Genomic DNA, 25,542 nt, shown 5'->3' on the forward strand with positions numbered 1-25,542 from the left:
GAGGCCATGCCGGCCTTCGAAAACAAGCAGATCAAGCGCGGCGGTAACGCCCTCGATCTCGAGCTTGTGGCGGGTGTGATCGAAAAAAACACTCATGAAGGAAAGGCCTCCTGACTTTATTCGAGCCACGTGGAAGACGACCGGATTTGGCCAGACCACGCGGTGTTGAGTGAAAGCAGGCAGCCTTCGCCAGGCCACCTGCCGGTCAGGGGTCAGCCCGCCGAAGCAGCGCCCAGCGCACGCTCGTCCCAAGCGTCGCTATGCTCGATGTTGCCATCGACGTATTTCCAGCTGATTTTTTCGTAACGCAGCTCAACCTCGTCAAGGTGGGTGTGTTTGCTCTTGGCAGGGTCCTTGGCGTCATGCATTTTCAGGGCAACCTTCACCACCTTCACGTTGGTCAGCGTCTGAGTGAAGTACTTGGTTTCCTGACCGTTATCGTTGATACGGTAGTAATCCAAAACAGCCGTTTTCAAGGTATTCCCGGTAGTCACAGCCTTGTAAAAGTAGACACTGCTGGCATCTACCTCCTTGGTGAACGCCAGCGCCTGGTGAATTCGGGTCCCGGTCAGCTTGCCGGAGCTGTCGTCAGTGGGAATGGTCACTGCGTGTTCCAAAGCCACCACTTCGATACTGCCTTCGCGACCGACAACACTCACCGAGCCCTGGATGGTCGTCCCGACAGAATCGGTCAGTGACAGGTAAACAGGAATAGCCATATGAAGCTCCTTTTTGCTTTCTTGTAGATCGCCCGCTCATTGGGCGACTGTGAGGTCCGCCACCGCATCAGGTCGCCGACAAGCGCCCTCCTCCGGTAGCAGACGGATATCGACTCGTCGGTTGAGGCCACGGCCGAGTGGTGTGCCATTACTGGCGATGGGCTGGCTGGCGCCATGGCCTTGCACGGCGAAGCAGCTGTCGGGGATATCACCCATACGCTGCATCCACTGACGCACGGATTCGGCACGTTGCTGCGACAACTGCAGGTTGCGCGCGCCATCACCGCTGGAGTCCGTGTGGCCAGCGATCACGATCAGCCAGCCCGGCTGCGCCTTGATGCCAACCAACGCCTTGATCAGCAGCTTGTCCGAGCCGGGCTTGAGCTCGGCGCTGGCCACCTCGAACAGTGCCAGGCTGTCCAGGCGAACCGCCTCGGGCGTGACGACCGGTGGACGGTGGCGCGCAATCAGCTCCAACAGCGGCAGGCGTATTGGCTCACCACGGTAAAAACCCAACCCCAGATGCAAGGGCACGCCGTGGCGATAATGCCGGGTGAGCAGCGCAGCGTCCTCACGCAGCACGTTCAGCGCAGGTTCTTGCAAAAGCGGCTGATGAGCAGCCGTGTGATAGCCATGGATGTCATCGTTCAACTGCCGTACCAGCAACGTGTTCTGCCAAGCCGAACTGGCCATGGCGGCTGCGGCAGCGGCCGTCAGCAACCACAGGCCGCGCACCGTCGCCAAACGCAGCGCCTGGTTGACCGTACGGCGTGGCAGCAGGTGCGCCAGGGCATCGACAAAGGGCAAGCCGGGGCCGGTCGATCCATCGACCGATGTGCCTGGCAGCCCACAGCGCTCGATCAGCCACTGTTGCCAAAGATTGCCAACGACGGCACAGGGCCAGCTCGGCAGCACGGTCAAGGCCCAGACCACCGGAGTACAGGGTGGATCGTAGCGATCTGGCTCCTGCAACGGCGCCAGGACCGCCCCGTGCCACCACTGAGCAGCGCTACGCAGCTGCACGGCGGTCTGCAGACGCAGGCTGCGCACGGTGCTGTCGGATGGCGCCAGCTGCCAGTGGGCGAAGCTCTGCCGGTGCGCATGCTCGTAGACACAGGGATCGCTTTGCCCATCCTGCCAGGCAAACCAGCCACCTTGGCCCTGTTCACCCTGCACGCAGCCAGTCACCAGCAACGGCAGCACCTGCCCACGCTGACGCAGCAGCTCAAGCTGGTGGCGCACGCCACGAAGCTGCGCCGCAAGTACAGCCTGATCGGTGTGCGTAGCCGGATTGACCTGCCATTGCACGGCCAATTGCGCCCCCCAATGCGGGCGGCTGACCAGCACCTGCTCCACCCTCTCCAGCAACTGATCGGGCGTATCGAGCCGCAGGTAGCAGGCCTTCTCGCCGACACGCACGAGCGAGCCATCAGCCTGCTCTGTAGCGAACAACCCAGGCAAACCGTCGCCACCCACCAGAATCACTGGCTGACGATAGCCGGCCGGTGGCAACCGCTGGCCCGCTGCCCAATCAGGACAGGCCTGTGCAGCCTGCCGACCCGCCCGGACCCAGCCCCAGGACAATGCCATCAAAACGGCTGCACCCAGCGCCAGGCGTACCGCCTCTGGCAGGACAAACACCCAGGTGATAAGCACCCACGTCAGCAGAGCGGCCCAGAGCCAAAGGATGCGAGTCATTTTCAATGGCATGACGGCTCCTCAGACCGGGCTCAATGTCAGACTGGCAACGACACTCGCCAAGCTGCGGTGCAACGCCCACCAGACGCCGGCCAGCAGCAAAATGGCCAACACCCCGTGGGTCAGCGGCGCACTCCAGCCATGCCATTGATGTACGCCTGTAGCCGCCGTTTTCAGCGGTGGTTCGGCCACTGCCAGCGCTGGAACTCGCTCGTTGAGACGCGCCAGCAGGTGCTCGCGCTCTGGGCTGCCCAGGTCGGGATAGCACCCGCGAAAGCCCAGCAGCAACAGCCGCTGATAGCAACACAGTACGCAGGGGTCGGTAGCAGGGTCGGCCAACGCGGCACGCAGGTCTTCATAGACCTGGATGCCGCCTTCATGACGGTCGAAAAAGTGCGCCTGCAAAGGCCGGGCCGCCCACCCTGCCTGCACCTCTGCCAAGGCGCAGCCCAGTACCGCCTCGTCGAGCAGGGCACACTGCGCGTAACCGATCAGTTGCACGGAACGCTGGCTCATCCCGCTTTGTTGCAGGCTCTGGCGGCAACGCTCTACCTCTTCGGCGCAGCGTGCCCACAAGCCTTGGCTGTCCAGCACCGGACCGCCAAGGCGCAGTTGCACCACCCGCAACCAGGTGCCCATCAACGCCGCGTCAATGTCGATGTTCGAAGACGCTGGTGATTGACCGGTCATGAGCGCAGCACCGCGTACAGTTCCAGCTCAAGGTCGGCAAGGGTTGTCGGCACGTAAAACGCACAGACGCCTGCCGCGAGCATGGCCTGCCCGGGCGGCCCACTCAGGTCCAGGGCGAAATACTGATTGCCCAGGCGCATGGGGATTGCGGCCGGCACATGGGCCAGCGAGACCAGCGCGATACCGTCCAGCGCGGCATTGATCAGGCGGTCGACATCGTCCGGGGCACCGACCTTGCACAGCCTCGGCAGCTGGGCCTGGACCTGCGCGGCGGGCAGCCCCGAACGTACCGACAGGTAGAAGTCCGTCCCCTCCAGCTCACGCAGTCGCGGATCGCGCAAGGCCACCTGCCAGCGGTTGGCAACGGTGCGGTCGAGCGCCAGGGCCAGCACGCGGGACGGCAGACTGGATTCGAGCAACGTCGCAATCAGCTTCATCAGCGGGGGAAAAACCTGCTCCAGATCATCGTGCCGGTAAGGCGGGATATCGCTCAGATCATGCTCGAGGGAGAAGGTCAGCAGGCTCCCCGCCAACTGCACCAACGCCAGGTAGACCGGCTCCGGGTGCCGGCTCGGGTGAGCAAGAAAATCGGCCAGTACCGGTTGGTAGGTGTTCAGCGCATTGAGCAGCCAGAACAGCGACACATCCGCCACCGCAAAGTCGGCCATGCGCTGATTGCTTTCTCGGCGCATGGCCATCAGACGGCTGCGCTTGGCAGACAGCTGAGTCATGAGGTGATGCAGCGAGTCGAGCAGCCCGGCATGGGCCTGCACGCTCAGCAGCGGCGGGATGAAGTGCGGGTCCACGCTCCAGCTACCCTGACCGTCATGCTCCAGGCGCACCACCGGACAGGTCACGAAACCCGCGTTGTCATCGGTTGCCGGACGCAGCACCAGGACCGGTTCCAGCACCGCCATAGCGTGCCCGGCATGGGCGTAGGCATCCTGCACCTCCTGCCAGGCCTGACGATAGCGGACCGGTCCGGGACTCATCTGGCCTTCCATCAGGCAGTTGCCCCCATTGCCCTGCTCGAGGGCCAGGGCCAGCACGTACACCGCTGGCGAAGGGTCCGCACCGATCGTGCCTGCCAGATCAATGGCGGCGGGCAGGCGGTCAGCATCGGCACTGTCGAGCAGCGTGCCGTCGGGCAGGCGCAGGCACAGTCGCGACAGTTGCAGCTTGCCCAGGCGCAGCGCCTGTGCGTCGACCGCAACCGCATCGATGCCCCAGGGCTGCACGGTGGCCAGGCGCGCAATGCGTTCGTTGGTGTAGGCCTCCCAGGCGGCCTGCTGCTGGAAGGGTTGCGGTGTCAGGAGTGCCCCGCTCATCCAGAGCGGACGATTGAGTTTCATGGGCACCCTCATGACTTGGCCTTCGGCATCTGCGAGACCAGCGACAGATTAACGTCCAGGCCCTCGACCTGGAAATGCGGCACGGCATAGAGCTTGACCCGGAAAAACCCCGGATTGTCGTCGATGTCCTCCACCGTGACCTTGGCGTCCCGCAGGGGATGGGAGGCTTGCAGGTCATCGCCAGGATCAGTCATTTCGGTGACCAGGCTACGTACCCAGTTATTGAGTTCCAGTTCCAGCAACCGACGGTCCTTGGTGGAGCCAATGTTTTCCCGCTGGATGAGCTTGAGGTAATGGGCGATCCGCGACAGCAGGAACAGGTACGGCAGCCGCGCATTGATACGGCTGTTGGCGCTGGCATCGGCCGTGTCGAACAGCGCCGGTTTCTGCACCGAGTTGGCGGAGAAGAAGCAGGCGTAATCGCGGTTCTTGTAGTACGAGAGCGGGATGAAGCCCAGGTTGGCAAATTCGAATTCACGGGTTTCCGGAATCATGACCTCCGACGGAATCTTTGCCTGGTTGCCCACCCCCAGGTCGTACAGATGAATGGGCAGATCGGTGACCGCACCCCCGGCCTGAGGCCCGCGAATCTGCACGCACCAGCCGTTGTCGACGAAGCTCTTGACCATGTTCGCCGCAAACGCAAAAGCCGCATTGGTCCACAGGTACCGGTCATGGTCAGGGCCCTTGACGCTCTCGATGTAGTTGAAGCTGCGCACGGGTACCGTGTCGGGGCCATAAGGCAGGCGGCCAAGCACACGCGGCATGGTCAGACCTATGTAACGGGCGTCTTCCGTTTCACGAAAGGCTTTCCATTTCAGGTACTCGGCACGATCGAAATAACTGGCGATGTCCTTGATGGCCGCCACTTCTTCCATCGTCCGCTTGCCGAAAAAGGCCGGCCCTACCGCGCCGATGAAGGGCATGTGTGCCGCAGCCGAGACCTTTGACAGGTTGCGCAGCAGGATGATGTCCCGAGGGCTGCGGTCGAATTCGTAGTCGGAAATGATCGAAGCCACGGGCTCACCACCCGGGGTGTCGTATTCCTGGGTGTAGGTGTGGAAATACAGCCCGCTCTGGGCGACTTCCGGGGCATCGTCAAAGTCCTGGATCAAGTGAGCCTTGCTGACGTCCAGCAGTTCGATCCGCACGTTACGACGAAAATCGGTCTGGTTGACCAGGGACTCGACCCCGCGCCAGGTGGACTCGACCTGCTGAAAATCGGGATGATGCATCACCTCGTCAAGCTGGCGGCTGATCTGCTCGTCAAGGGCCCAGATGTGTCGGTCCAGCAGGCTTTTGTCCAGGCGCTCGACAGTGTGGGGAGACGTACTGAGCAACTCCAGAAAGACACTGACGGCGGCGGTGACGCGCTCGTCGGCAGAGACCTCGGACAACGCATCCGTGCTCTGGAATGTCTCGAGGCTCTGCAACGTTGTGACGGGGGTGAGGTTGACGCTGGAAAACAACGTGGCGTAGACGCTGGGTGCTTCATAGGTCCCTGTCGAAGGTGCGCCCGGCGGCGTGGCCATATTTTCGGTGGTCATGGGAATTCTTCTCTGCAATGATTATTGTTGTGGCCAGGAGAGAGATTCAGGCGGCGGGAGGCGCCAGCCTGGCCAATTCGGCCCGCAGGGCTGTGCTCAGGGCTGGGTCCTTGAGGATCAGCTCAAGCTCGCGGCGCAAGGTGGCGTTATCCAGCAGATTGGATTTGAGGTCGCGCAGCAGATTGCGCATCGCCAGCAAGGCACGCAGTGGCGGGATCTGCCGGGCCACTTGTTCGGGCTCGAAATCCTTGATGCGCTGAAATTGCAGGGAGACGGTGGCTTCACTGCCGTCATTGGCCAAGGTGTTGGCCACGACAAGGTTGAGGCCGGGATGAAACTCGCCGAGCACGCTGTCGAAATTGTTCTTGTTGATGTCCAGCTTGCTGCGCTCGGAGACTGGGCGTTGCTCGCGACCGTTGCTGTAGTCGCCCAGCAGCATGAGCTTGAGTGGCAGCTCGACCTTTTTCTGCTCACCGCCGGTGTGCAGGTCAAGGCGGATATTGATGCGTGCTTTGGGCACTTCGTTTTGGAAGCTGGTGTTGGCCATGGCATTTCCCTGATGAATGAATTCATCAGCGGCCGGGATGGATCCGGCGGCTAAGGGAAATGCACGTTACCTATCCGGCACGGGCAAAATAATCAGACGGATCTGAAGTTGGCAGCGGAAATTTCTGAAAATTTGTAGGAAATTTCCGAAGGACTGTGGGAAATTTCCTCATGCCTCGTCGTCGGGGCTCAAAAAGCCCAAAACAAAAAAGCCCCAGACCTGACGGCCTGGGGCTTCTCTGTTTCGCTTCCAGGAGTTCAAGGGCCTCGAAGCTATGTATGGCGCAGCGGACGGGACTCGAACCCGCGACCCCCGGCGTGACAGGCCGGTATTCTAACCGACTGAACTACCGCTGCGTATCGCTCGGACTTGCGTCCATTTGAAACTGGTTTGACTCGTGGGCTCAAGGCCTTTGAATCACAAATCGGGTGAACCCGACTTGTACAAAAGTGGCGCAGCGGACGGGACTCGAACCCGCGACCCCCGGCGTGACAGGCCGGTATTCTAACCGACTGAACTACCGCTGCGCATTGCGTTGTCTCTCAGAGACGGTGAAGCATCACGTGTTGCATTCTCAGGAAGTGGTGGGTGATGACGGGATCGAACCGCCGACCCTCTGCTTGTAAGGCAGATGCTCTCCCGGCTGAGCTAATCACCCTTTGCTTCGCTGAGGCCGCGAAATTTACGCACCTACTGCACCTAAGTCAATAGCCCACATAGGTTTTTTTTCAAAAAAAGGCATTTGGCAAAATCCCGGCATCGTCGCGCAAGCTGCCCCCAGGGCGCTTAGGCGGTATAGATCATCTTGCACGTCATCCCGCCGTCCACCACGAACTCCTGTCCGGTGACGAAGGAGGCGTTCCTCGACAGCAACCACGCCACCATCGCCGCCACGTCTTCCACGGTGCCTACGCGCCCCGTGGGGTGCTGGGCGTGGTCGGCGTCGCTCAGAGGCTGGGCACGGCGCTCACGGGGGTCGCGGGCGTCGATCCAGCCGGGGCTGACGGCGTTGACCCGGATGTCCGGGCCCAGGCTGATGGCCAGCGCATGAGTGAGCGCCACCAGGCCGCCCTTGCTCGCGGCATAAGCTTCGGTGTCGGGCTCGGATTGGCGGGCCCGGGTGGAAGCCAGATTGACGATAGCCCCGCAATGCGCGCGCAGGTAGGGCGCGCAGTGCTTGGCCAGCAGCATGGGGCCGCTGAGGTTGACCGCCAGCATGCGGTTCCAAGCAGACAGTTCGAGACTTTCCAGCACGGTCTGATGAGGATCACTGATGCCGGCGTTGCACACCAGTGCGTCCAGGCGTCCGAACTGGCGCAAGACCTGCGCAACACCGCCGACCACTTGACTCTCATCCGCCACATCCATGGCGATGAACAGCGCGTTCTCGCCCAGTGCCTTGGCCACGAGCGGGCCGCGACGGCGGTCCACATCACTGATGACCACCTGCCAACCTTCGCTGATCAGCCAGGCGGCAATGCCCAGGCCGATGCCCCGCGCCGCGCCGGTGACCAGCGCAACACGGCCGTTATGGCTGCTGCTGGCGCCGGCGCCGAAGTCGATGCCGGTCTGCGTGGTCACAGGGCCTCCAGGCCACGGGCCAGATCGGCCTGCAAGTCGGCGACATCTTCAAGACCGACCGCCACGCGGATCAAGCTGTCGCGAATGCCGGCAGCATCACGCTCGGCCGGCGACAGGCGCCCGTGAGACGTGGTGGCCGGGTGGGTGATGGTGGTCTTGCTGTCACCCAGGTTGGCGGTGATGGAAATCAGCCGAGTGGCATCGATAAAGCGCCAGGCGCCCTCTTTGCCGCCTTTGACCTCGAAGCTGACCACACCACCGAAACCGCGGGTCTGGCGTTTGGCCAACTCGTGCTGCGGGTGGCTCGGCAGTCCGGCGTAGTGCACCTTTTCAATGCCGTCTTGCTGCTCCAGCCATTCGGCCAAGGTCTGGGCGTTGGCGCAATGCTGACGCATCCGCAGGCTCAGGGTCTCTAGGCCCTTGAGGAAAATCCAGGCGTTGAACGGGCTCAGCGAGGCGCCCGCAGTGCGCACCACGCCGACCATCTCCTTCATGTGCTCGGCACGCCCCGCCACCACGCCGCCCATGCAACGGCCCTGGCCGTCGATGAACTTGGTCGCCGAGTGCACGACGATGTCGGCCCCCAGCTTCAGCGGTTGCTGCAGCGCCGGGGTGCTGAAGCAGTTGTCCACCACCAGTAACGTACCCTTGGCGTGGGCGATTTCGGCCAGGGCGGCAATATCCACCAGTTCGGCCAACGGGTTGGACGGCGATTCGACGAACAACAACTTGGTGTTCGGCTTGATGGCCTTTTCCCAACCGTCGAGGTTGGCCAGGGGGACGTAGTCGATCTCGATGCCGAAGCGTTTGAAATACTTGTCGAACAAGCTGATGGTCGAGCCGAACACGCTCTGGGAAATCAGCACGTGGTCGCCCGCGCTGCACAGGCCCATGGCCACGGCGGTGATCGCGGCCATGCCGGTGGCGAAACCGACGGCCTGCTCGGCCCCTTCCATCGCCGCAATGCGCTCTTCGAACGAGCGCACCGTTGGGTTGGTGTAACGGGAATAGACATTGCCCGGCACTTCACCGGCAAAGCGCGCCGCAGCGTCGGCCGCGGTACGGAAAACATAGCTGGAGGTAAAGAACAGCGGGTCGCTGTGCTCCCCTTCCGGCGTACGGTGCTGGCCGGCGCGCACCGCGAGGGTGTCGAAAGCGACCCCTTCGAGGTCGCTGTCCAGTCGCCCGGCATCCCAATCCTGTGTCATGCCGCTCGCTCCTCTGGTGCTGTCAGTTGTTGTACAGATCGATGATCGCGCTCACGGCCTGGGTCTTGACCTTGGAGGCGTCGTTACGCGCCTGCTCGATCCGGTTCAGGTAGTTTTCGTCGATATCGCCCGTGACGTATTTGCCGTCGAACACCGCGCAGTCGAAGTGATCGATCTTGACCTTGCCGCCACCCACCGCATCGATCAGGTCCGGCAGGTCCTGATAGATCAGCCAATCGGCGCCGATCAGGTCGGCCACTTCCTGGGTGCTGCGGTTGTGTGCGATCAGCTCGTGAACGCTCGGCATGTCGATACCGTAGACGTTCGGGTAGCGCACGGCGGGCGCGGCCGAGCAGAAATAGACGTTCTTGGCGCCGGCTTCGCGGGCCATCTGGATGATCTGCTTGCAGGTGGTGCCACGGACGATGGAGTCGTCCACCAGCATCACGTTCTTGCCGCGAAATTCCAGTTCGATGGCGTTGAGCTTCTGGCGCACGGATTTTTTCCGCGCCGCCTGGCCGGGCATGATGAAGGTCCGGCCGATGTAGCGGTTCTTCACGAAGCCTTCGCGAAACTTGACGCCCAGGTGGTTGGCCAGTTCCAGTGCCGAGGTACGGCTGGTGTCCGGAATCGGGATGACCACGTCGATGTCATGCTCGGGACGCTCGCGCAGGATCTTCTCGGCGAGCTTTTCGCCCATGCGCAGGCGGGCCTTGTACACCGAGATACCGTCGATGATCGAGTCCGGACGCGCCAGGTAGACGTGCTCGAAAATGCATGGGGCATATTTCGGGTTCGGCGCGCACTGGCGGGTGTGCAACTGACCGCCTTCGGTTATGTACACCGCTTCGCCTGGCGCGAGGTCGCGGATCAGGGTGAAGCCGAGCACGTCCAGGGACACGCTCTCGGAGGCGATCATGTACTCGACGCCTTCGTCGGTGTGCCGCTGGCCGAAGACGATGGGGCGAATGGCATTCGGGTCACGGAAACCGACGATGCCATAACCGGTGATCATGGCCACGACCGCATAGCCGCCCAGGCAGCGCTTGTGCACGTCGGTCACGGCAGCGAACACGTCTTCCTCGGTGGGCTGCAGCTTGCCGCGCACGGCCAGCTCATGGGCGAACACGTTGAGCAGCACCTCGGAGTCCGAACTGGTGTTGACGTGGCGCAGATCCGACTCGTAGATCTCCTTGGCCAGTTGCTCGACGTTGGTCAAGTTGCCGTTGTGGGCCAGGGTGATGCCATACGGCGAGTTGACATAGAACGGCTGGGCTTCGGCCGAGGTCGAGCTGCCCGCCGTTGGGTAGCGCACGTGGCCGATGCCCATGTGGCCGACCAGGCGCTGCATGTGACGTTGATGAAACACGTCACGCACCAGGCCATTGTCCTTGCGCAGAAACAACCGGCCATCATGACTGGTCACAATACCGGCAGCGTCCTGGCCGCGATGCTGGAGAACGGTTAAGGCGTCATAGAGCGCCTGATTGACGTTCGACTTACCGACGATACCGACGATGCCACACATGCGACGCAACCCCTACATAATGAATCTTGACGAAGTACCTGCCCCGTCACTGCGCTTTGGCGGCAGCGGGAAACAGGTGCTCTTTGAACGGAATGTCCACCGGCGCGGTGATTCCGCTGGCAAGCCACTGGCTGGTCATCCCCAGAACGAGGTTTTTCGACCAGTCGGCAACCAAGAGAAACTTGGGTAACAAGGCGGACTGCTGCCACCACAGATCTTGTTGTACGGGGCCCAGGCTCAACAACCCGGCGGCCACCACCACCAGCAGGCCACCGCGCGCCGCGCCGAACACCATGCCCAGAAAGCGGTCGGTGCCAGACAGCCCGGTGACACGAATCAACTCGCCGATCACATAGTTGATCAAGGCGCCGACCAGCAAGGTCGCGACGAACAGTACAGCGCAGCCAGCAATGACCCGCGCCGATGGCGTCTGTATATAGTTTTCGAAATACGGTGCCAGCCCGCCGCCGAACATCCAGGCCACCGCGCCGGCAACGATCCACGTGACCAACGACAGCGCTTCCTTGACGAAGCCACGGCTCAAGCTGATCAAAGCGGAGATGGCAATAATCGCGATTATTGCCCAGTCGACCCAGGTAAATGCCACGTTACGGCCCGCTGACAGTTAAGGCGGCGCATTTTAGCAGAGCGGTGGCTGATGGGTAAGCGGTGATTGTCTGGGCGGGGGATAGTTCCATTCTATGGAACCCGACGGGGGAGTTCCCGAGCCAACTCGGGAGTGATCTAACCCTTCTCCGGCGCGAACCGCACCACGATGCCCTTGATGTTCTGCTGGCGGGCGATCACGTCACGGACCCGCTCGGCCTCGGCGCGGTCGATCAGCGGCCCGACGAAGACCCGGTTCTTGCCATCGGCCGAACGCACATAGGCGTTATAGCCTTGGCTGCGCAGCGTCTTCTGCAAGCCGTCGGCGCTGGCGCGGGTGGCAAGGCTGGCCAGTTGGATCGACCAACTGATGGGCAAGCCGTTGGGGTCGATCTTCGGCGCGGTATCAGCTTTCGCTGGTGTGGCGGCCACCGGCTGAACCGGCGCCGGCCTGGCCGCCGCCGGCTTGCTCGGTGCCGTGGCCATGGGCTTGATCGGCATGGACGGCGCCGCCTTGATGGGCTCGGCCGTCGCTGGAACTGCCTGCGCCTGCTGGTCCTGCTCCTGTTGCTCCTGCTCCTCTTGCGCCTGGGCTTCGGACGTCAACGGCTGGGGCTCGGGCACCGGCACGCTGTCCACCTTCACCTCAGGCAGCACCGGCGCTTGCGGCGCCTGGGGTGCATCGACACGCACCTGACGCAACTCGTCTTCACGGGAAAACAGCATCGGCAGAAAGATCACCGCCAAGGCGATCAGTACCAGCGCACCGACCATCCGCTGCTTGAAGACGTTATCCAGCAAAGCCATCGAGCCCATCCTCCGGGGCGTGCCGAGCGGTCCATTCGAGAGCCTCGGCCACGCTATAAAATGATCCGAATACGAGAATCTCATCATCGGCGCTGGCATTGCGGCACTGAGCGTCCAGTGCCTGGGCAATGCTGCCATAGGACGCCACATCGGCGCCAAGGTTCTCCAGCGCGGCCTGCAACTCGTTTGCCGGACGTGAACGCGGGGTGGGCAATGGGGCCACCGCCCAGCTCTGCACCTGGGTAGCCAACGGCGCCAGTACCCCTGGCAAATCCTTGTCGGCCAACAAGCCGAACACCGCCAGACGTCGACCCACCAAGGGCTGCACCGCCAGACGGCCAGCCAGGTAATGCGCTGCATGGGCGTTGTGGCCCACGTCCAGCAGCAGGTTCAGGGTCTTGCCTTGCCAAACCACCGTGCGCCGGTCGAGGCGCCCGGTGACTCGCGTTTCCTGCAGCGCGCGCGCCATGCGTGCGGCATCCCGAGGCAGATCGAGCAGGACAAACGCCTGCAAGGCCAGCGCAGCGTTTTCCATGGGCAGGCTGAGCAGCGGCAGCGACATCAGCTCCACTGGCAGACCTTCGCTGTCCAGGCCGCGCCATGACCAGTCGTCACTGCCCACGGTCAGATCGTACTCGTGACCCCGGCGGTAGAACGGGCAATCCAGTTCGGCGACCTTGTCCAGCAGCGGTTGCGGCGGCTGCAGGTCACCGCACAGGGCCGGACGGCCCGCACGCAGGATGCCGGCTTTCTCCATGGCCACCGATTCGCGGGTATTGCCCAGGTATTCGGCATGGTCCAGGCCAATGCTGGTGATCAGCGACAGGTCGGCATCGATCAGATTCACCGTGTCCAGTCGGCCGCCCAGCCCCACTTCCAACACCACGGCGTCCAGCTCGCTGCGCTGGAACAACCAGAACGCCGCCAGGGTACCCATCTCGAAGTAAGTCAGGGTAGTGTCCCCCCGCGCCGCTTCCACGGCACTGAAGGCTTCGCATAGCTGGGCATCGCTGGCCTCGACGCCATTGATCTGCACCCGCTCGTTGTAACGCAGCAGGTGCGGCGAGCTGTAGACGCCGACCTTCAATTCGCGATCAGCCAGCAACGCGGCCAGAAAGGCGCAGGTCGAGCCTTTGCCATTGGTGCCGGTGACTGTGATCACCCGTGGCGCCGGGCGATCCAGACCGAGCCGGGCCGCCACCTGTTGCGAACGCTCCAGCCCCATGTCGATGGCCGACGGGTGAAGCTGTTCGAGATAGGCGAGCCACTCGCCCAGGTTGCGCTCGGTCATACGTTGGCAGGCGCCGGCGGGATGACCATCGGTTCGATGGCCTTGGCCACGAAGTGCGGCGTCGGCAGGCCCATCATCTGCGCCAGCAGGTTGCCCAGGCGTGGGCGCAGCTCCTGACGGGAAACGATCAGGTCGATGGCGCCATGCTCCAGCAGGAATTCACTGCGCTGGAAGCCTTCGGGCAGTTTTTCGCGCACTGTCTGCTCGATCACGCGCGGGCCGGCAAAGCCGATCAGCGCCTTGGGCTCGGCCACGATCACATCGCCCAACATCGCCAGGCTGGCGGAAACGCCACCGTAGACCGGGTCGGTCAGCACAGAAATGAACGGCAGGCCCTCTTCACGCAGACGGGCAAGGACGGCGGAGGTCTTGGCCATTTGCATCAGCGAGATCAGGGCTTCCTGCATCCGCGCGCCACCGGAGGCGGCGAAACAGATCATCGGACAACGGTTTTCCAGGGCATAGTTGGCGGCGCGCACAAAGCGCTCACCGACGATGGCGCCCATGGAGCCACCCATGAAGGAAAATTCGAAGGCGCAGGCGACCACGGGCATGCCCAGCAGGCTGCCGCTCATGGAGATCAGCGCGTCTTTCTCGCCGGTCTGTTTCTGAGCCGCAGTGAGGCGGTCCTTGTACTTCTTGCCGTCGCGGAATTTCAGGCGATCAACCGGCTCCAGATCAGCCCCCAGCTCGGCGCGACCTTCTTCATCGAGAAAGATGTCCAGGCGGGCCCGGGCGCCAATGCGCATGTGGTGGTTGCACTTGGGGCAGACGTCGAGGGTCTTTTCCAGTTCCGGCCGATAGAGCACGGCCTCACAGTTCGGACATTTGTGCCAGAGGCCTTCAGGCACCGAGCTCTTTTTAACCTCGGAACGCATGATCGAAGGGATCAGTTTGTCTACCAACCAGTTGCTCATGCTGTTTTTCTCCAGTACCGGCAAATCAAATTCATGGGTGAAGCGAACGTTAGTGGACGGCGTCGAGTCAACAGCCGTCACATCATTGCGCAGCGCGTACGGCGCGCATGAACGCTTCGATCTTGTGTGGGTCCTTGATGCCCTTGGCCGCCTCGACCCCGCCGCTGACATCCACGGCGTAGGGCCTCACGCGGGCAATGGCCTGGCCGACATTGTCGGCCGAGAGGCCGCCCGCGAGGATGATCGGCTGGCTCAGGTGCTCGGGCACCAGTGACCAGTCGAACGCCTCGCCGGTGCCACCGGGTACACCCTGGACGAAAGTATCGAGCAGAATGCCGCGAGCGCTGGCGTAACGTTGGCACTGCGCCTCCAGATCATCCCCTGCGCGCACCCGCAGTGCCTTGATGTAGGGACGCGCGTAACGGCTGCATTGCTCGGGGGGCTCGTCGCCGTGGAACTGCAGCAGGTCCAGCGGCACGGCTTCGAGAATCTCTTCCAGCTCGCAGCTGCTGGCGTTGACGAACAGACCCACGGTGGTGACGAAAGGCGGCAGCGCAGCGAGGATCGCCCGCGCTTGCTGCACGCTCACCGCCCGAGGGCTTTTCTCGTAGAACACCAGGCCAATGGCATCGGCCCCTGCCTCGGCAGCGGCCAGAGCATCCTCAATGCGCGTAATACCGCAGATTTTGCTGCGAACGGCGGACATATCGTAGGGACCTCGGCAGGGCATCAAAGCGTCGAATAGTAGCAAATCCGGCGCGCCGCGTGTAGGCGTGTACACAGGCCAAGTCAGGGCTTACGCCAGCGGCAGGTCGAAACCGGTCAAAAAGTGTGGACCGAGGTAGCGTTCCGGCAGTTCAAATTCGTCGCGGTATTCCACTTTGACCAGATACAGGCCAAACGGATGAGCGGTGATGCCGCCACTGCGACGGACACGGCTATCCAGCACTTCCCGGGCCCACAGCGGCTCGCGCTCCCCTGCCCCGATGGTCATCAGCACACCGGCGATGTTACGCACCATGTGGTGCAGAAACGCATTGGCGCGGATGTCGATGACGATCATCTTGCCGTGCTGGCTGACCTGAAGATGATGGATCTGCTTGATCGGCGACTTGGCTTGGCACTGCCCGGCACGAAAGGCGCTGAAGTCGTGGGTACCGACCAGATGCGCAGCGGCCTCGGCCATGCACGTGACGTCCAGCGGGCGGTGGTTCCAGGTGATTTCCTCGCCCAGGTGGGCCGGACGGATCTGGTCGTTGTAGATCACGTAGCGGTAACGCCGGGCAATGGCCTTGAAACGCGCGTGAAAATGCGCAGGCATCGCGCGCGCCCAGGTCACGCTGACGTCGTGGGGCAAGTTGATGTTGGCGCCCATCACCCAGGCTTTCATGCTGCGCACGGCCTGGGTGTCAAAATGCACCACCTGCCCACAGGCATGCACACCGGCATCCGTACGCCCGGCGCATTGCAAAGAGACCGGTGAGTCGGCCACGGTCGACAGGGCTTTTTCCAGGGTTTCCTGAACCGTCGGCACGCCGCTGGCCTGACGCTGCCAGCCGCGGTAACGCGAGCCTTTGTATTCCACGCCCAAGGCGATTCGGGAAAAGCCGGCGGCGGCCATTTCAGCCGCCGCCGTGTCGTCGAAAGTGTTCAAGAAAGGCGTGCCTGTCGATTGCAGCGAGGGCGCGCATTATACGGGCACGGGACGGCAACATCCATTGGGCCCCGTCACGCGTCAAGCCAGCCGGGCAATCATTTCCTGAGCTTCGGCCTGTTGCCTGGCATTGCCTTCGCGCAGTACTTCGTCAAGGATGTCCCGTGCACCTTCGTTGTCGGCCATCTCGATGTAGGCACGCGCCAGGTCGAGCTTGGTGGCGGCTTCATCAGTGCCCGAGAGGAAGTCGAAGTCCTCTTCGTTGTCCAGCTCAGCCAGTTCTTCCGGGCTCGGCGGCTTGTTGAATGGCTCGGCCACGGCCGGACGACCAAGGCTTTCAGACAGGCGATCCAGCTCCGCCGTCACCCGCGCGTGATCGGCCTTGGGCGGCTGCGGTTCCGGGTCTTCAGCCAGCGCCAGATCGAAATCGTCCGGCAGGTCGAGGTCATCTTCATGTTCGGCCGCTGGGGTCACCGGCGGCTCGTTGACATCTAGGTCGAAGTCGCTGAGGTCGTCGTGATCGGCTTCCACTTCGGCCGGCTTCGGAGCCTGCTGCTCGGCGAGCATCGACTCGAAATCCAGGTCGTTGTCGAGCTCGGCATGATTGGCGGCGTCACCCGTGCCCTCGAAATCGTCCAGGCTGAGATCGAAGTCGCTGTCGAAGGTGTCGATTGGATCGGCAGCGCCAGGTTCGTCGTTGAGCAGGTCCTTGACGTAGTCGGCGTCCATCTGAGCGGCCACCGCTGCGGCCCCGGCGGCGGCGGCAGCCACAGCAAGCATGGCCGGGAAGCGGTTTTTCAGGGTCTCGACATCGGCATGATTCTGGCCGGTGGCGGTCAGCAGACGCTCCTGGCCGATGAAGCCGTCGCGATCGCCTTGGCGACCATAGACTTCCATCAGTTTGAGGCGCAGATCGCTCCGCTTGGGCTCGCGGTCGATGGCGCCTTCCAGCAGCTCGGCGGCGCGGTTGAGCCGGCCCAGAGTGATCGACTGCTCCACTTCGGGCAGCACATCGACCGGCATCTCGGCGCTCGGCACCAGGCCAGGCGTCGGGATCACGGTCTGTGCCGGCGGCGGAGCGAAGGTGGTCGGGGTGTGGTTGGCGGCTGCCGCTGCGGCGGCTGCAGCAGCAGCGGCAGAAGCCGCCACCACCGCCGGCGCTAACTGGACATTCGGACCTGGACGCTCGAGACCGTCGAAACTGCTCTCGGGCATGTCATAGTCCTCATGACTGATCTCGGCCTCTTCTGCTAGAGCGCGGGCCATGCGCGTATGCTTTTCGGCCTCCAACTGGGCCTTGCGTCGTCGCGCGAGCAACAGCAGCAGGAGCAGCACCACCAGCAGCCCCCCCCCTGCGATCAGGCCCAGCAACAGCGGATTGGCCAGCAGTTTGTCAGTGTCGCTGCGGGTGTCCAGCGGAGGCTGGCTGGCTTCCAGCGGCTTGTCCGCCGGGGCGGCCTGAGGTGTGGCCGCGTCAGGCGCCGAAGCGAGTTGCGCGTTGACCGGCGGCGTGGCGGTCGCCGGTGCCGGCGTGGCCGCAGGCGCGGTTGCCGGAGTTGGCGTCGCGGCAGCAGTTGGTGTGGCGGCCGGGGTCGCTGTCGCTGCCGCTTCCAGACGCGCCAGTTGATCGGTCTTCAATTGCAGCAGTTTCTGCGCCTTGTCGAGCTGGCTTTGCAGGTCGGCATTGCGGCTTTGCAATTCGTCATTGGCACGCTTGGTGGTGTCGAGGCTTTCCTGGGCCACCGCGAGTTTCTCGCTGAGTACCCGGGCATCGCCCGCACGACCTTTGCCGGCCTTGCCTTCACCGCTGCCGGAGACGAGGCTGAGCTTGTCGGCGGGCTGCTTGGGCGCCGGAGCCGGGCTGCCAGCCCCGCGGCGGGTCGCATCCACCTGCTGAGCCCGTGGCCCGAGGCGACGGCCCTCTCGCCAGGCGGCATTCTGCCGGGAGACTTCGGCCACTGCCTGGTTTTGCGGCAGGGCGGTGCTTTGCTGTGGATCCGGCAGACGCAGGATCTGGCCGGTCTTGATCAGGTTGATGTTGCCGTCGATGAAGGCATCGGGGTTGAGCGCCTGAATGGCCAGCATGGTCTGCTGCACGCTGGCGCCCTTGCCGACCTTCTGGGCGATATCCCATAGGGTGTCTCGGGGCGTGGTGGTGTACTGGGCGCTGGGTGCCGTCGGTGTAGTCACGGCCGGCGCCGGGGTCTGCGTCGCCGGGGTGGCGGCAGCCGCCTGGGCGGTCTGTGGCGAGAATTTGCTCGGGTCCAGCAACATGCTGTAGTCGCGCAATTGGCGACCGCTTGGCCAGTTGACCTGGACCAGAAACTTAACCAGCGGCTCGCTGACCGGCTTGCTGGAGGTCACGCGAATGACGCTGCGCCCGTTGGGGGTGATCACCGGGGTGAAGGTCAGATCATCGAGGTAAGCCGGCCGCGGGATGCCGGCCTTGGCGAACTCGGCCGCTGGCGCCAGCACAGGCTTGACATCGTTGGCGGTGAGATCACGGACATCGAGCAGTTCGATATCCGCCTGCAGTGGCTGGTTCGCGCTGGAGCGCAGGGTCAGTTCCCCCAGGCCCAGTGCATGCGCCATACCGGAGGACAGCGCCGTAGCGGCGGCAATTGCTAACACCAGCTTGCGAACTTGAACCATGACCTCATCCTTTGTTTGTATATTCCTCGGCTAGCGAGAACACGCCTTTGCCGGGTGACGTATCAACGACACGCGTCCCACACAGCGAGAACCGTTATGCAAATTGCACCCAAGTATCTTTTACACAAGGTCTTTTATCAACAACTCGGCAATCTGCACAGCATTCAATGCGCCACCCTTGCGTGCGTTATCGACAGTAGCCCAGAAGTTGAGCTGATTGCCATCATCGATGCCACCACGCAGCCGGCCTACATACACCACATCCTGCCCCACCGCATCGCCTACGGCAGTAGGGTAGTCGCCGGCCTCGACCCGTTCGATGCCGGGAGCGGTGTCCAGGGTCTTTTCCACACCCGCCAGCGCCACGGCTGCCGCGCAGTGCACCGAAACGCTGAAACTGTCGCCAAAGAACACCGGAACCTGAATGCAAGTTACGGAAATCTTGAGTAAAGGCGTCCCCAGCAGTTCGCGCAACTCGGTGACTAAACGACGCTCCAGCAAACCGTGACCTTGATCATCGGACTTGCCCACTTGCGCCAGTACGTTGAACGCCATTTGCCGATCAAAGAAACGGGGCTCCAAAGGACGCACGTTGAGCAACTCGGCCGTCTGACGTGCCAGTTCACTGACCCCCTCGCGACCCAGAGCCGACACGGCCAGACACGCCGTGACGTCGATGCGTTGCGGTTGCAGTTGCTGTTTCAAGGGTGCAAGGATAACGGCCAGGGCGATGGCCGCCGAACTGGGGCTGGCTACCTGCGCCGGCGACTTCAGGCCGGCCAACACCTGCGGGTTGGCCTCGGGGACCACATTGGGCACCGCGTCGAGACCGGCGCCCAGATCGATGATCAGGCAGCCGGCATTGGCGGCGCGCGGCGCGTAACTGCGGGTAATGGCGGGGCCGGCGGCAAAGAACACCAGCCGCGCTTTGGCGAAGTCGAATGCGTCCACTTCCCGCACCCGCACGTTCTTGCCGCGAAAGGCCACCGCATGACCGGCCGATTCGCTGCTGGCCAGCAGGTAAAGATTGCCCACCGGAAAATCGCGCTCTTCGAGGATCTGCACCAGGGTTTCACCGAGGGTACCGGTGGCGCCGATGACGGCGATGTCGAGGGGTTGAGTCATGGCGGGCATTCCTGGGGCAGAGACGAGGGGGCGCACTTTAGCGGTTTCTCCGCGCCAAAAAAACAAAACCCGCGCCAAGGCGCGGGTCCGGATGCAGCCGTCAGGCCATCAACGCTCCAGCAGAATGCGCAACATGCGGCGCAGCGGTTCGGCCGCGCCCCACAGCAACTGGTCACCAACGGTGAAGGCACCGAGGTATTGCGGACCCATGTTCAGCTTTCGCAGACGGCCGACCGGGATGTTCAGCGTGCCGGTAACCTTGGTCGGGGTCAGCTCCTGAATACTGATTTCGCGGTTGTTCGGCACCAGCTTCACCCAAGGGTTGTGCTGGCTGATCATGCCTTCGATATCGGCAATCGGCACATCCTTGTTCAGCTTGATGGTCAGCGCCTGGCTGTGGCAACGCATGGCGCCGATGCGCACGCAGATACCGTCGACCGGGATCGGGTTGGCGAAGCGACCGAGAATCTTGTTGGTCTCGGCCTGGGCCTTCCACTCTTCCTTGCTCTGCCCGCTCGGCAGCTCCTTGTCGATCCAAGGAATCAGGCTGCCGGCCAGCGGCACGCCGAAGTTCTCGGTGGGGTAGGCTTCACTGCGCATGGCCTCGGCGACCTTGCGGTCGATGTCGAGGATGGCGCTGGCCGGATCGGCCAGTTCGCTGGCAACCGCCGCATTCGTCGCGCCCATCTGCTTGATCAGCTCGCGCATGTTCTGCGCGCCGGCGCCCGAGGCCGCCTGGTAGGTCATGGCACTCATCCATTCCACCAGACCGGCTTCGAACAGACCGCCCAGGCCCATCAACATCAGGCTGACGGTGCAGTTGCCGCCGATGAAGTTGCGGGTCCCGGCGTCCAGCTGCTGGTCGATCACCTTGCGGTTGACCGGGTCCAGCACGATCACCGCGTCGTCCTGCATGCGCAGGCTGGAAGCGGCATCGATCCAGTAGCCTTTCCAGCCGGCTTCACGCAGCTTGGGGAAGACTTCGCTGGTGTAGTCGCCACCTTGGCAGGTGAGGATGACGTCCAGTGTCTTCAGCTCTTCAATGCTGTAGGCGTCCTTCAGAGGAGCGACGTCCTTGCCCACGGCCGGGCCTTGCCCGCCGACATTGGAAGTGGTGAAAAACACCGGTTCGATAAGGTCGAAGTCCTGCTCTTCCAGCATTCGCTGCATGAGCACGGAACCGACCATACCGCGCCAACCGATCAGACCTACACGTTTCATCTGCTACACCCTTGAAGATAAAGTGGTCCGCCACCAGCAAGCAGTATTGCCTCACGCGACGGGCCCAGAAGATTACAGATTCCGCAGCGCCGCGACTACTGCATCGCCCATTTGCTGCGTACCAACCCGGACATGGCCTTCGGACCAGATGTCACCGGTGCGCAGACCTTGATCGAGCACCAGGCTCACGGCCTTCTCGATGGCGTCGGCCGCAGCCGCCTGGTCGAGGCTGTAACGCAGCAACATGGACACCGACAGAATGGTCGCCAGCGGATTGGCGATGCCCTGCCCGGCGATGTCCGGCGCCGAACCATGGCACGGCTCGTACATGCCTTTGTTGTGGGCATCCAGCGACGCGGAAGGCAGCATGCCAATGGAACCGGTCAGCATGGAAGCCTGATCCGACAGAATGTCGCCGAACATATTGTCGGTGACGATCACGTCGAACTGCTTGGGCGCACGCACCAATTGCATGGCGGCGTTGTCGACGTACATGTGGCTCAGTTCGACGTCCGGGTAGTCTTTAGCCACTTCCTCGACCACTTCACGCCACAGTTGGCTGGAAGCCAGCACGTTGGCCTTGTCCACCGAGCACAGCTTCTTGCTGCGCACGCGGGCGCTCTCAAAGCCGACCTTGGCGATGCGGCGCACTTCGCTCTCGCTGTAGGGCAGCGTGTCATAGGCCTGACGTTCGCCATTGTCGAGCACACGGTTGCCACGGGGGGTACCGAAGTAGATGCCGCCGGTCAGTTCGCGCACGATGAGGATGTCCAGGCCGGACACCACTTCCGGCTTGAGGGACGAAGCCTCGGCCAGTTGCGGGTAGAGGATGGCCGGGCGCAAGTTGCCGAACAGGCCCAGTTGCGCACGTATTTTCAGCAGGCCGCGCTCAGGGCGAATGTCGCGTTCGATCTTGTCCCATTTCGGGCCACCCACGGCACCCAGCAGCACAGCATCCGCAGCGCGGGCGCGCTCCAGAGTCTCATCGGCCAGTGGCACACCGTGCTTGTCGATGGCAGCGCCGCCGATCACGTCGTGGCTCAGGGTCAGGCCCAGCTGGAACTTGTCGTTGGCCAGTTCAAGCACTTTGACGGCTTCTGCGGTGATTTCCGGACCGATGCCGTCGCCTGGGAGGATGAGAATCTGCTTGCTCATGGGGTATCCGTTTTGTCTAAGGAAATTCGGGTTGAGGCATCCCGGGCTGCACGCTCCCACAGGAGGTGGTTTGCGCGAGCCCGCGATGGGAGTCAAGCGTCGCGGAACAACCAGGGCTGGCTGACGCGGTGCTTGCCTTCGAAGGTGGCGATCGCGTCGCTGTCCTGCAAGGTCAGTCCGATGTCGTCGAGGCCATTGAGCAGGCAATGTTTGCGAAACTCGTCGATCTCGAAGTGGTAGACCTTGCCGTCGGGACGGGTCACGGTCTGCGACGCCAGGTCGACGTTGAGCTGGTAACCCACCTCGCCTTCGGCCTGCTTGAACAGTTCATCGACTTCGGCATCGCCCAGAATGATCGGCAACAGGCCGTTCTTGAAGCTGTTGTTAAAGAAGATGTCGGCATAGCTGGGGGCAATGATGGTACGAAACCCATATTCTTCCAACGCCCACGGCGCGTGCTCGCGGCTGGAACCGCAACCGAAGTTCTCCCGGGCCAGCAATACGCTGGCGCCCTGATAACGCGGAAAGTTGAGCACGAACTCGGTGTTCAACGGGCGGTTGGTGTTGTCCTGGTAGGGTTGCCCCACGTCCAGATACCGCCATTCGTCGAACAGGTTCGGGCCGAAGCCGGTGCGCTTGATCGACTTCAGAAACTGCTTGGGGATAATCTGATCGGTGTCGACGTTGGCACGGTCGAGCGGCGCGACGAGGCCGGTGTGTTGGACAAAAGCTCTCATGCTGCGCTCCCTTGGCTCAATTCACGCACGTCGATGAAACGACCGGTCACCGCAGCGGCGGCAGCCATGGCCGGGCTCACCAGGTGGGTACGGCCACCGGCGCCCTGACGGCCTTCGAAGTTACGGTTGGAGGTGGAGGCACAATGCTCCCCCGATTCAAGACGGTCCGGGTTCATCGCCAGACACATGGAGCAGCCCGGTTCACGCCACTCGAAACCGGCATCAAGGAAGATGCGGTCCAGGCCTTCGCGTTCGGCCTGCGCCTTGACCAGGCCCGAGCCCGGGACCACGATAGCCTGCTTGACGGTCGAGGCCACTTTGCGGCCCTTGGCGATCACGGCAGCGGCGCGCAGATCTTCGATCCGCGAGTTGGTGCACGAGCCGATGAACACCCGGTCCAGCTGAATGTCGGTAATCGCCTGATTGGCCTTGAGGCCCATGTATTTCAACGCGCGCTCGATGGAACCGCGCTTGACCAGATCGGCCTCTTGCGCCGGGTCCGGGACGTTCTGATCCACGGCCAGGACCATCTCGGGCGAGGTGCCCCAGCTGACCTGTGGCTTGATCGACGCGGCGTCCAGTTTCACCACGGTGTCGAACACCGCATCGGCGTCGGACACCAAGTCTTTCCAGGCCTCGACGGCGTGGGCCCAGTCTTCGCCCTTGGGCGCGAAAGGGCGGCCTTCGACGTAGGCGACGGTCTTCTCGTCGGTGGCGACCAGGCCTACACGAGCGCCCGCCTCGATGGACATGTTGCAGATGGTCATGCGGCCTTCGACGGACAGGTCGCGAATGGCGCTGCCGGCGAATTCGATGGCATGGCCATTACCGCCGGCGGTGCCGATCTTGCCGATCACGGCCAGGACGATGTCCTTGGCGGTAACGCCGAAAGGCAGTTTGCCCTCCACCAGCACCTGCATGTTCTTCATTTTTTTGGCGACCAGGCACTGGGTGGCCAGCACGTGCTCCACTTCGGAGGTGCCGATCCCGTGGGCCAACGCGCCGAACGCACCGTGGGTCGAAGTGTGGGAGTCGCCGCAGACCACGGTCATGCCGGGCAAGGTCGCGCCCTGCTCCGGGCTGATGACATGGACGATGCCTTGACGCACGTCATTCATCTTGAACTCGGTGATGCCGTATTCATCGCAGTTGTCGTCGAGGGTCTGCACCTGAATGCGCGAGACCTGGTCGGCGATGGCCTCGATGCCGCCTTTACGTTCCGGGGTGGTCGGCACGTTATGGTCGGGGGTAGCGATGTTGGCGTCGATGCGCCACGGTTGACGGCCGGCCAGGCGCAGGCCCTCGAAGGCCTGGGGCGAGGTCACTTCGTGGATGATATGGCGATCGATGTAGATCAGCGCAGAGCCATCGTCGCGCTGCTTGACCAAATGCGAATCCCAGAGCTTGTCATAGAGCGTTTTGCCGGCCATCAGACTTTCCTCATCAGCGTCTTTCATTACAGCTTTTTTATGCCAGTGGCTGTTCACAAATAACCGCTTGGCTTGTAGGGGTGATAGTAAAAGCTTAAATTGGATAACTCAAATTCATCTTTTTTATGCTTTGGATAACTTTTAGGACTACAGATGGACCTTGCCAACCTCAACGCCTTCATTGCCATTGCCGAGACCGGCAGTTTTTCCAATGCAGGTGAGCGCCTGCACCTGACCCAGCCGGCTGTGAGCAAGCGCATTGCCGGCCTGGAACAACAACTCAATGTGCGCCTGTTCGACCGCCTCGGCCGCGAGGTCAACCTGACCGAAGCGGGACGCGCACTGCTGCCTCGGGCCTATCAGATCCTCAATGTGCTGGACGACACCCGTCGCGCGCTGACCAACCTGTCGGGAGAAGTGACCGGTCGTCTGACTCTGGCCACCAGCCACCACATCGGCCTGCACCGCCTGCCGCCCCTGCTGCGCGCCTTCACCCGGCAATACCCTGCCGTGGCATTGGACATCCAGTTTCTCGATTCGGAAGTGGCCTACGAAGAAATACTCCACGGCCGCGCCGAACTGGCGGTGATCACCCTGGCCCCGGAACCCCACGCCTTGGTGCGCGCCGTGGGCGTCTGGGACGATCCGCTGGACTTTGTGGTGGCTCCAGAACACGAGCTGGCGCAGAACCCGGCCGTCAACCTGAAGGACATCGCGGGCCACCCCGCCGTGTTTCCGGGCGGCAATACCTTCACCCACCACATCGTCCAGCGCCTGTTCGAGGCCCAAGGCCTGACCCCTAACATCGCCATGAGCACCAACTACCTGGAGACCATCAAGATGATGGTCTCCATCGGCCTGGCGTGGAGTGTGCTGCCACGTACTATGCTCGATGAGCAGGTTGCACGGGTCGCATTGCCGGGCATACAGCTAAGCCGCCAGCTAGGCTATATCCTGCACACCGAAAGGACGCTGTCGAACGCAGCACGGGCATTCATGGCCTTGCTGGACGCCCAGAACGGCGGCCAGGTGGTCTAGAAGCAGAGCTGCAGGGAAGCCACTCAGCACAGGTCTGGT

22 protein-coding genes and 3 tRNA genes are annotated in these 25,542 nt (G+C 62.8%); 1 reads left to right on the forward strand and 24 read right to left on the reverse strand.

What is annotated here, in order from left to right; genetic code table 11:
• Positions 1-212 precede the first annotated feature (212 nt).
• The 24 genes from tssD to leuC form a co-directional block, all read right to left on the reverse strand.
• Complete coding sequence (tssD, locus tag HB675_RS05790; protein WP_213876601.1) at positions 213-719, reverse strand: type VI secretion system tube protein TssD; 507 nt, start codon at positions 717-719, stop codon at positions 213-215.
• Positions 720-755: 36 nt separating this feature from the next.
• Positions 756-2,429 carry an OmpA family protein gene (locus HB675_RS25775; protein ID WP_256737479.1) on the reverse strand — a complete coding sequence of 558 codons (1,674 nt, stop codon included), beginning with the start codon at positions 2,427-2,429 and terminating at the stop codon, positions 756-758.
• 9 nt (positions 2,430-2,438) lie between these two features.
• Positions 2,439-3,107 (reverse strand): type VI secretion system protein TssL, short form, encoded by a 669-nt coding sequence (gene tssL / locus HB675_RS05800; protein ID WP_213876603.1) that lies wholly within the window; start codon positions 3,105-3,107, stop codon positions 2,439-2,441.
• On the reverse strand, positions 3,104-4,459 hold the full coding sequence (gene tssK / locus HB675_RS05805; protein WP_213876605.1) for a type VI secretion system baseplate subunit TssK: 1,356 nt from the start codon (positions 4,457-4,459) through the stop codon (positions 3,104-3,106). Before tssK ends, tssL begins: the two co-directional genes overlap by 4 nt.
• A gap of 8 nt (positions 4,460-4,467) precedes the next feature.
• Positions 4,468-5,991: a type VI secretion system contractile sheath large subunit gene (gene tssC, locus HB675_RS05810; RefSeq protein ID WP_213877274.1), complete on the reverse strand. Its 1,524-nt coding sequence runs from the start codon at positions 5,989-5,991 to the stop codon at positions 4,468-4,470.
• 61 nt (positions 5,992-6,052) lie between these two features.
• Complete coding sequence (tssB, locus tag HB675_RS05815) at positions 6,053-6,553, reverse strand: type VI secretion system contractile sheath small subunit (RefSeq protein ID WP_213876607.1); 501 nt, start codon at positions 6,551-6,553, stop codon at positions 6,053-6,055.
• Between the two features lie 279 nt (positions 6,554-6,832).
• Positions 6,833-6,909, reverse strand: a tRNA-Asp gene (locus HB675_RS05820).
• A 94-nt stretch (positions 6,910-7,003) separates the two neighbouring features.
• A tRNA-Asp gene (locus HB675_RS05825) sits at positions 7,004-7,080 on the reverse strand.
• A gap of 55 nt (positions 7,081-7,135) precedes the next feature.
• A tRNA-Val gene (locus HB675_RS05830) sits at positions 7,136-7,211 on the reverse strand.
• Between the two features lie 128 nt (positions 7,212-7,339).
• The gene (locus tag HB675_RS05835; protein ID WP_213876609.1) at positions 7,340-8,134 is read right to left on the reverse strand and encodes an SDR family oxidoreductase; all 795 of its coding nucleotides are present in this window, start codon (positions 8,132-8,134) and stop codon (positions 7,340-7,342) included.
• On the reverse strand, positions 8,131-9,342 hold the full coding sequence (locus tag HB675_RS05840; protein WP_213876611.1) for an O-succinylhomoserine sulfhydrylase: 1,212 nt from the start codon (positions 9,340-9,342) through the stop codon (positions 8,131-8,133). Before HB675_RS05840 ends, HB675_RS05835 begins: the two co-directional genes overlap by 4 nt.
• A gap of 22 nt (positions 9,343-9,364) precedes the next feature.
• Positions 9,365-10,870: an amidophosphoribosyltransferase gene (purF, locus tag HB675_RS05845; protein ID WP_213876613.1), complete on the reverse strand. Its 1,506-nt coding sequence runs from the start codon at positions 10,868-10,870 to the stop codon at positions 9,365-9,367.
• Positions 10,871-10,916: 46 nt separating this feature from the next.
• Complete coding sequence (locus tag HB675_RS05850) at positions 10,917-11,477, reverse strand: CvpA family protein (RefSeq protein ID WP_213876615.1); 561 nt, start codon at positions 11,475-11,477, stop codon at positions 10,917-10,919.
• Between the two features lie 137 nt (positions 11,478-11,614).
• Positions 11,615-12,283, reverse strand: coding sequence for an SPOR domain-containing protein (locus HB675_RS05855; protein WP_213876617.1), 669 nt, complete (start codon positions 12,281-12,283; stop codon positions 11,615-11,617).
• Complete coding sequence (gene folC / locus HB675_RS05860; protein WP_213876620.1) at positions 12,267-13,574, reverse strand: bifunctional tetrahydrofolate synthase/dihydrofolate synthase; 1,308 nt, start codon at positions 13,572-13,574, stop codon at positions 12,267-12,269. The genes HB675_RS05855 and folC overlap by 17 nt, the downstream gene beginning before the upstream one ends.
• A complete protein-coding gene (gene accD, locus HB675_RS05865) occupies positions 13,571-14,491 on the reverse strand; it encodes an acetyl-CoA carboxylase, carboxyltransferase subunit beta (protein ID WP_213876622.1) in 921 nt (306 codons plus the stop codon). Before accD ends, folC begins: the two co-directional genes overlap by 4 nt.
• Positions 14,492-14,573: 82 nt before the next feature.
• Positions 14,574-15,197 (reverse strand): phosphoribosylanthranilate isomerase, encoded by a 624-nt coding sequence (locus tag HB675_RS05870; RefSeq protein WP_213876624.1) that lies wholly within the window; start codon positions 15,195-15,197, stop codon positions 14,574-14,576.
• A gap of 90 nt (positions 15,198-15,287) precedes the next feature.
• On the reverse strand, positions 15,288-16,112 hold the full coding sequence (gene truA, locus HB675_RS05875; protein WP_213877276.1) for a tRNA pseudouridine(38-40) synthase TruA: 825 nt from the start codon (positions 16,110-16,112) through the stop codon (positions 15,288-15,290).
• Between the two features lie 114 nt (positions 16,113-16,226).
• Entirely contained in the window at positions 16,227-18,797 is a 2,571-nt protein-coding gene (locus HB675_RS05880) for a FimV/HubP family polar landmark protein (RefSeq protein ID WP_213876626.1), read from the reverse strand.
• Positions 18,798-18,917: 120 nt separating this feature from the next.
• Positions 18,918-19,922, reverse strand: coding sequence for an aspartate-semialdehyde dehydrogenase (locus HB675_RS05885; RefSeq protein ID WP_213876628.1), 1,005 nt, complete (start codon positions 19,920-19,922; stop codon positions 18,918-18,920).
• A gap of 108 nt (positions 19,923-20,030) precedes the next feature.
• Entirely contained in the window at positions 20,031-21,143 is a 1,113-nt protein-coding gene (gene asd / locus HB675_RS05890; RefSeq protein WP_213876630.1) for an aspartate-semialdehyde dehydrogenase, read from the reverse strand.
• Positions 21,144-21,215: 72 nt separating this feature from the next.
• On the reverse strand, positions 21,216-22,298 hold the full coding sequence (leuB, locus tag HB675_RS05895; RefSeq protein ID WP_213876632.1) for a 3-isopropylmalate dehydrogenase: 1,083 nt from the start codon (positions 22,296-22,298) through the stop codon (positions 21,216-21,218).
• A 92-nt stretch (positions 22,299-22,390) separates the two neighbouring features.
• Complete coding sequence (gene leuD, locus HB675_RS05900; protein WP_213876634.1) at positions 22,391-23,035, reverse strand: 3-isopropylmalate dehydratase small subunit; 645 nt, start codon at positions 23,033-23,035, stop codon at positions 22,391-22,393.
• A complete protein-coding gene (gene leuC, locus HB675_RS05905; protein WP_213876636.1) occupies positions 23,032-24,465 on the reverse strand; it encodes a 3-isopropylmalate dehydratase large subunit in 1,434 nt (477 codons plus the stop codon). Before leuC ends, leuD begins: the two co-directional genes overlap by 4 nt.
• Before the next feature lie 153 nt (positions 24,466-24,618).
• Here leuC and HB675_RS05910 point away from each other — a divergent pair, with 153 nt between their 5' ends.
• Positions 24,619-25,503, forward strand: a complete 885-nt coding sequence (locus HB675_RS05910) for a LysR family transcriptional regulator (RefSeq protein WP_213876638.1) — start codon at positions 24,619-24,621, stop codon at positions 25,501-25,503.
• The last annotated feature ends 39 nt before the right edge of the window (positions 25,504-25,542 follow it).

Origin of the sequence: Pseudomonas sp. dw_358 (assembly GCF_018449655.1) — a bacterium.
GTDB lineage: Bacteria > Pseudomonadota > Gammaproteobacteria > Pseudomonadales > Pseudomonadaceae > Aquipseudomonas.

What these genes read in the sequence shown, in the direction of transcription:
- HB675_RS05880 (WP_213876626.1), bottom strand. Translation starts at nt 18,797, where the DNA reads ATGGTTCAAGTTCGCAAGCTGGTGTTAGCAATTGCCGCCGCTACGGCG.
- HB675_RS05910 (WP_213876638.1), top strand. Translation starts at nt 24,619, where the DNA reads ATGGACCTTGCCAACCTCAACGCCTTCATTGCCATTGCCGAGACCGGC.
- accD (WP_213876622.1), bottom strand. Translation starts at nt 14,491, where the DNA reads ATGAGCAACTGGTTGGTAGACAAACTGATCCCTTCGATCATGCGTTCC.
- HB675_RS05855 (WP_213876617.1), bottom strand. Translation starts at nt 12,283, where the DNA reads ATGGCTTTGCTGGATAACGTCTTCAAGCAGCGGATGGTCGGTGCGCTG.
- tssC (WP_213877274.1), bottom strand. Translation starts at nt 5,991, where the DNA reads ATGGCCACGCCGCCGGGCGCACCTTCGACAGGGACCTATGAAGCACCC.
- purF (WP_213876613.1), bottom strand. Translation starts at nt 10,870, where the DNA reads ATGTGTGGCATCGTCGGTATCGTCGGTAAGTCGAACGTCAATCAGGCG.
- HB675_RS25775 (WP_256737479.1), bottom strand. Translation starts at nt 2,429, where the DNA reads ATGCCATTGAAAATGACTCGCATCCTTTGGCTCTGGGCCGCTCTGCTG.
- tssB (WP_213876607.1), bottom strand. Translation starts at nt 6,553, where the DNA reads ATGGCCAACACCAGCTTCCAAAACGAAGTGCCCAAAGCACGCATCAAT.
- HB675_RS05870 (WP_213876624.1), bottom strand. Translation starts at nt 15,197, where the DNA reads ATGTCCGCCGTTCGCAGCAAAATCTGCGGTATTACGCGCATTGAGGAT.
- asd (WP_213876630.1), bottom strand. Translation starts at nt 21,143, where the DNA reads ATGAAACGTGTAGGTCTGATCGGTTGGCGCGGTATGGTCGGTTCCGTG.
- leuD (WP_213876634.1), bottom strand. Translation starts at nt 23,035, where the DNA reads ATGAGAGCTTTTGTCCAACACACCGGCCTCGTCGCGCCGCTCGACCGT.
- tssL (WP_213876603.1), bottom strand. Translation starts at nt 3,107, where the DNA reads ATGACCGGTCAATCACCAGCGTCTTCGAACATCGACATTGACGCGGCG.
- leuC (WP_213876636.1), bottom strand. Translation starts at nt 24,465, where the DNA reads ATGGCCGGCAAAACGCTCTATGACAAGCTCTGGGATTCGCATTTGGTC.
- HB675_RS05885 (WP_213876628.1), bottom strand. Translation starts at nt 19,922, where the DNA reads ATGACTCAACCCCTCGACATCGCCGTCATCGGCGCCACCGGTACCCTC.
- truA (WP_213877276.1), bottom strand. Translation starts at nt 16,112, where the DNA reads ATGGCCGCCGCCGGCTTTTCCCGAATCGCCTTGGGCGTGGAATACAAA.
- HB675_RS05840 (WP_213876611.1), bottom strand. Translation starts at nt 9,342, where the DNA reads ATGACACAGGATTGGGATGCCGGGCGACTGGACAGCGACCTCGAAGGG.
- folC (WP_213876620.1), bottom strand. Translation starts at nt 13,574, where the DNA reads ATGACCGAGCGCAACCTGGGCGAGTGGCTCGCCTATCTCGAACAGCTT.
- tssK (WP_213876605.1), bottom strand. Translation starts at nt 4,459, where the DNA reads ATGAAACTCAATCGTCCGCTCTGGATGAGCGGGGCACTCCTGACACCG.
- leuB (WP_213876632.1), bottom strand. Translation starts at nt 22,298, where the DNA reads ATGAGCAAGCAGATTCTCATCCTCCCAGGCGACGGCATCGGTCCGGAA.
- tssD (WP_213876601.1), bottom strand. Translation starts at nt 719, where the DNA reads ATGGCTATTCCTGTTTACCTGTCACTGACCGATTCTGTCGGGACGACC.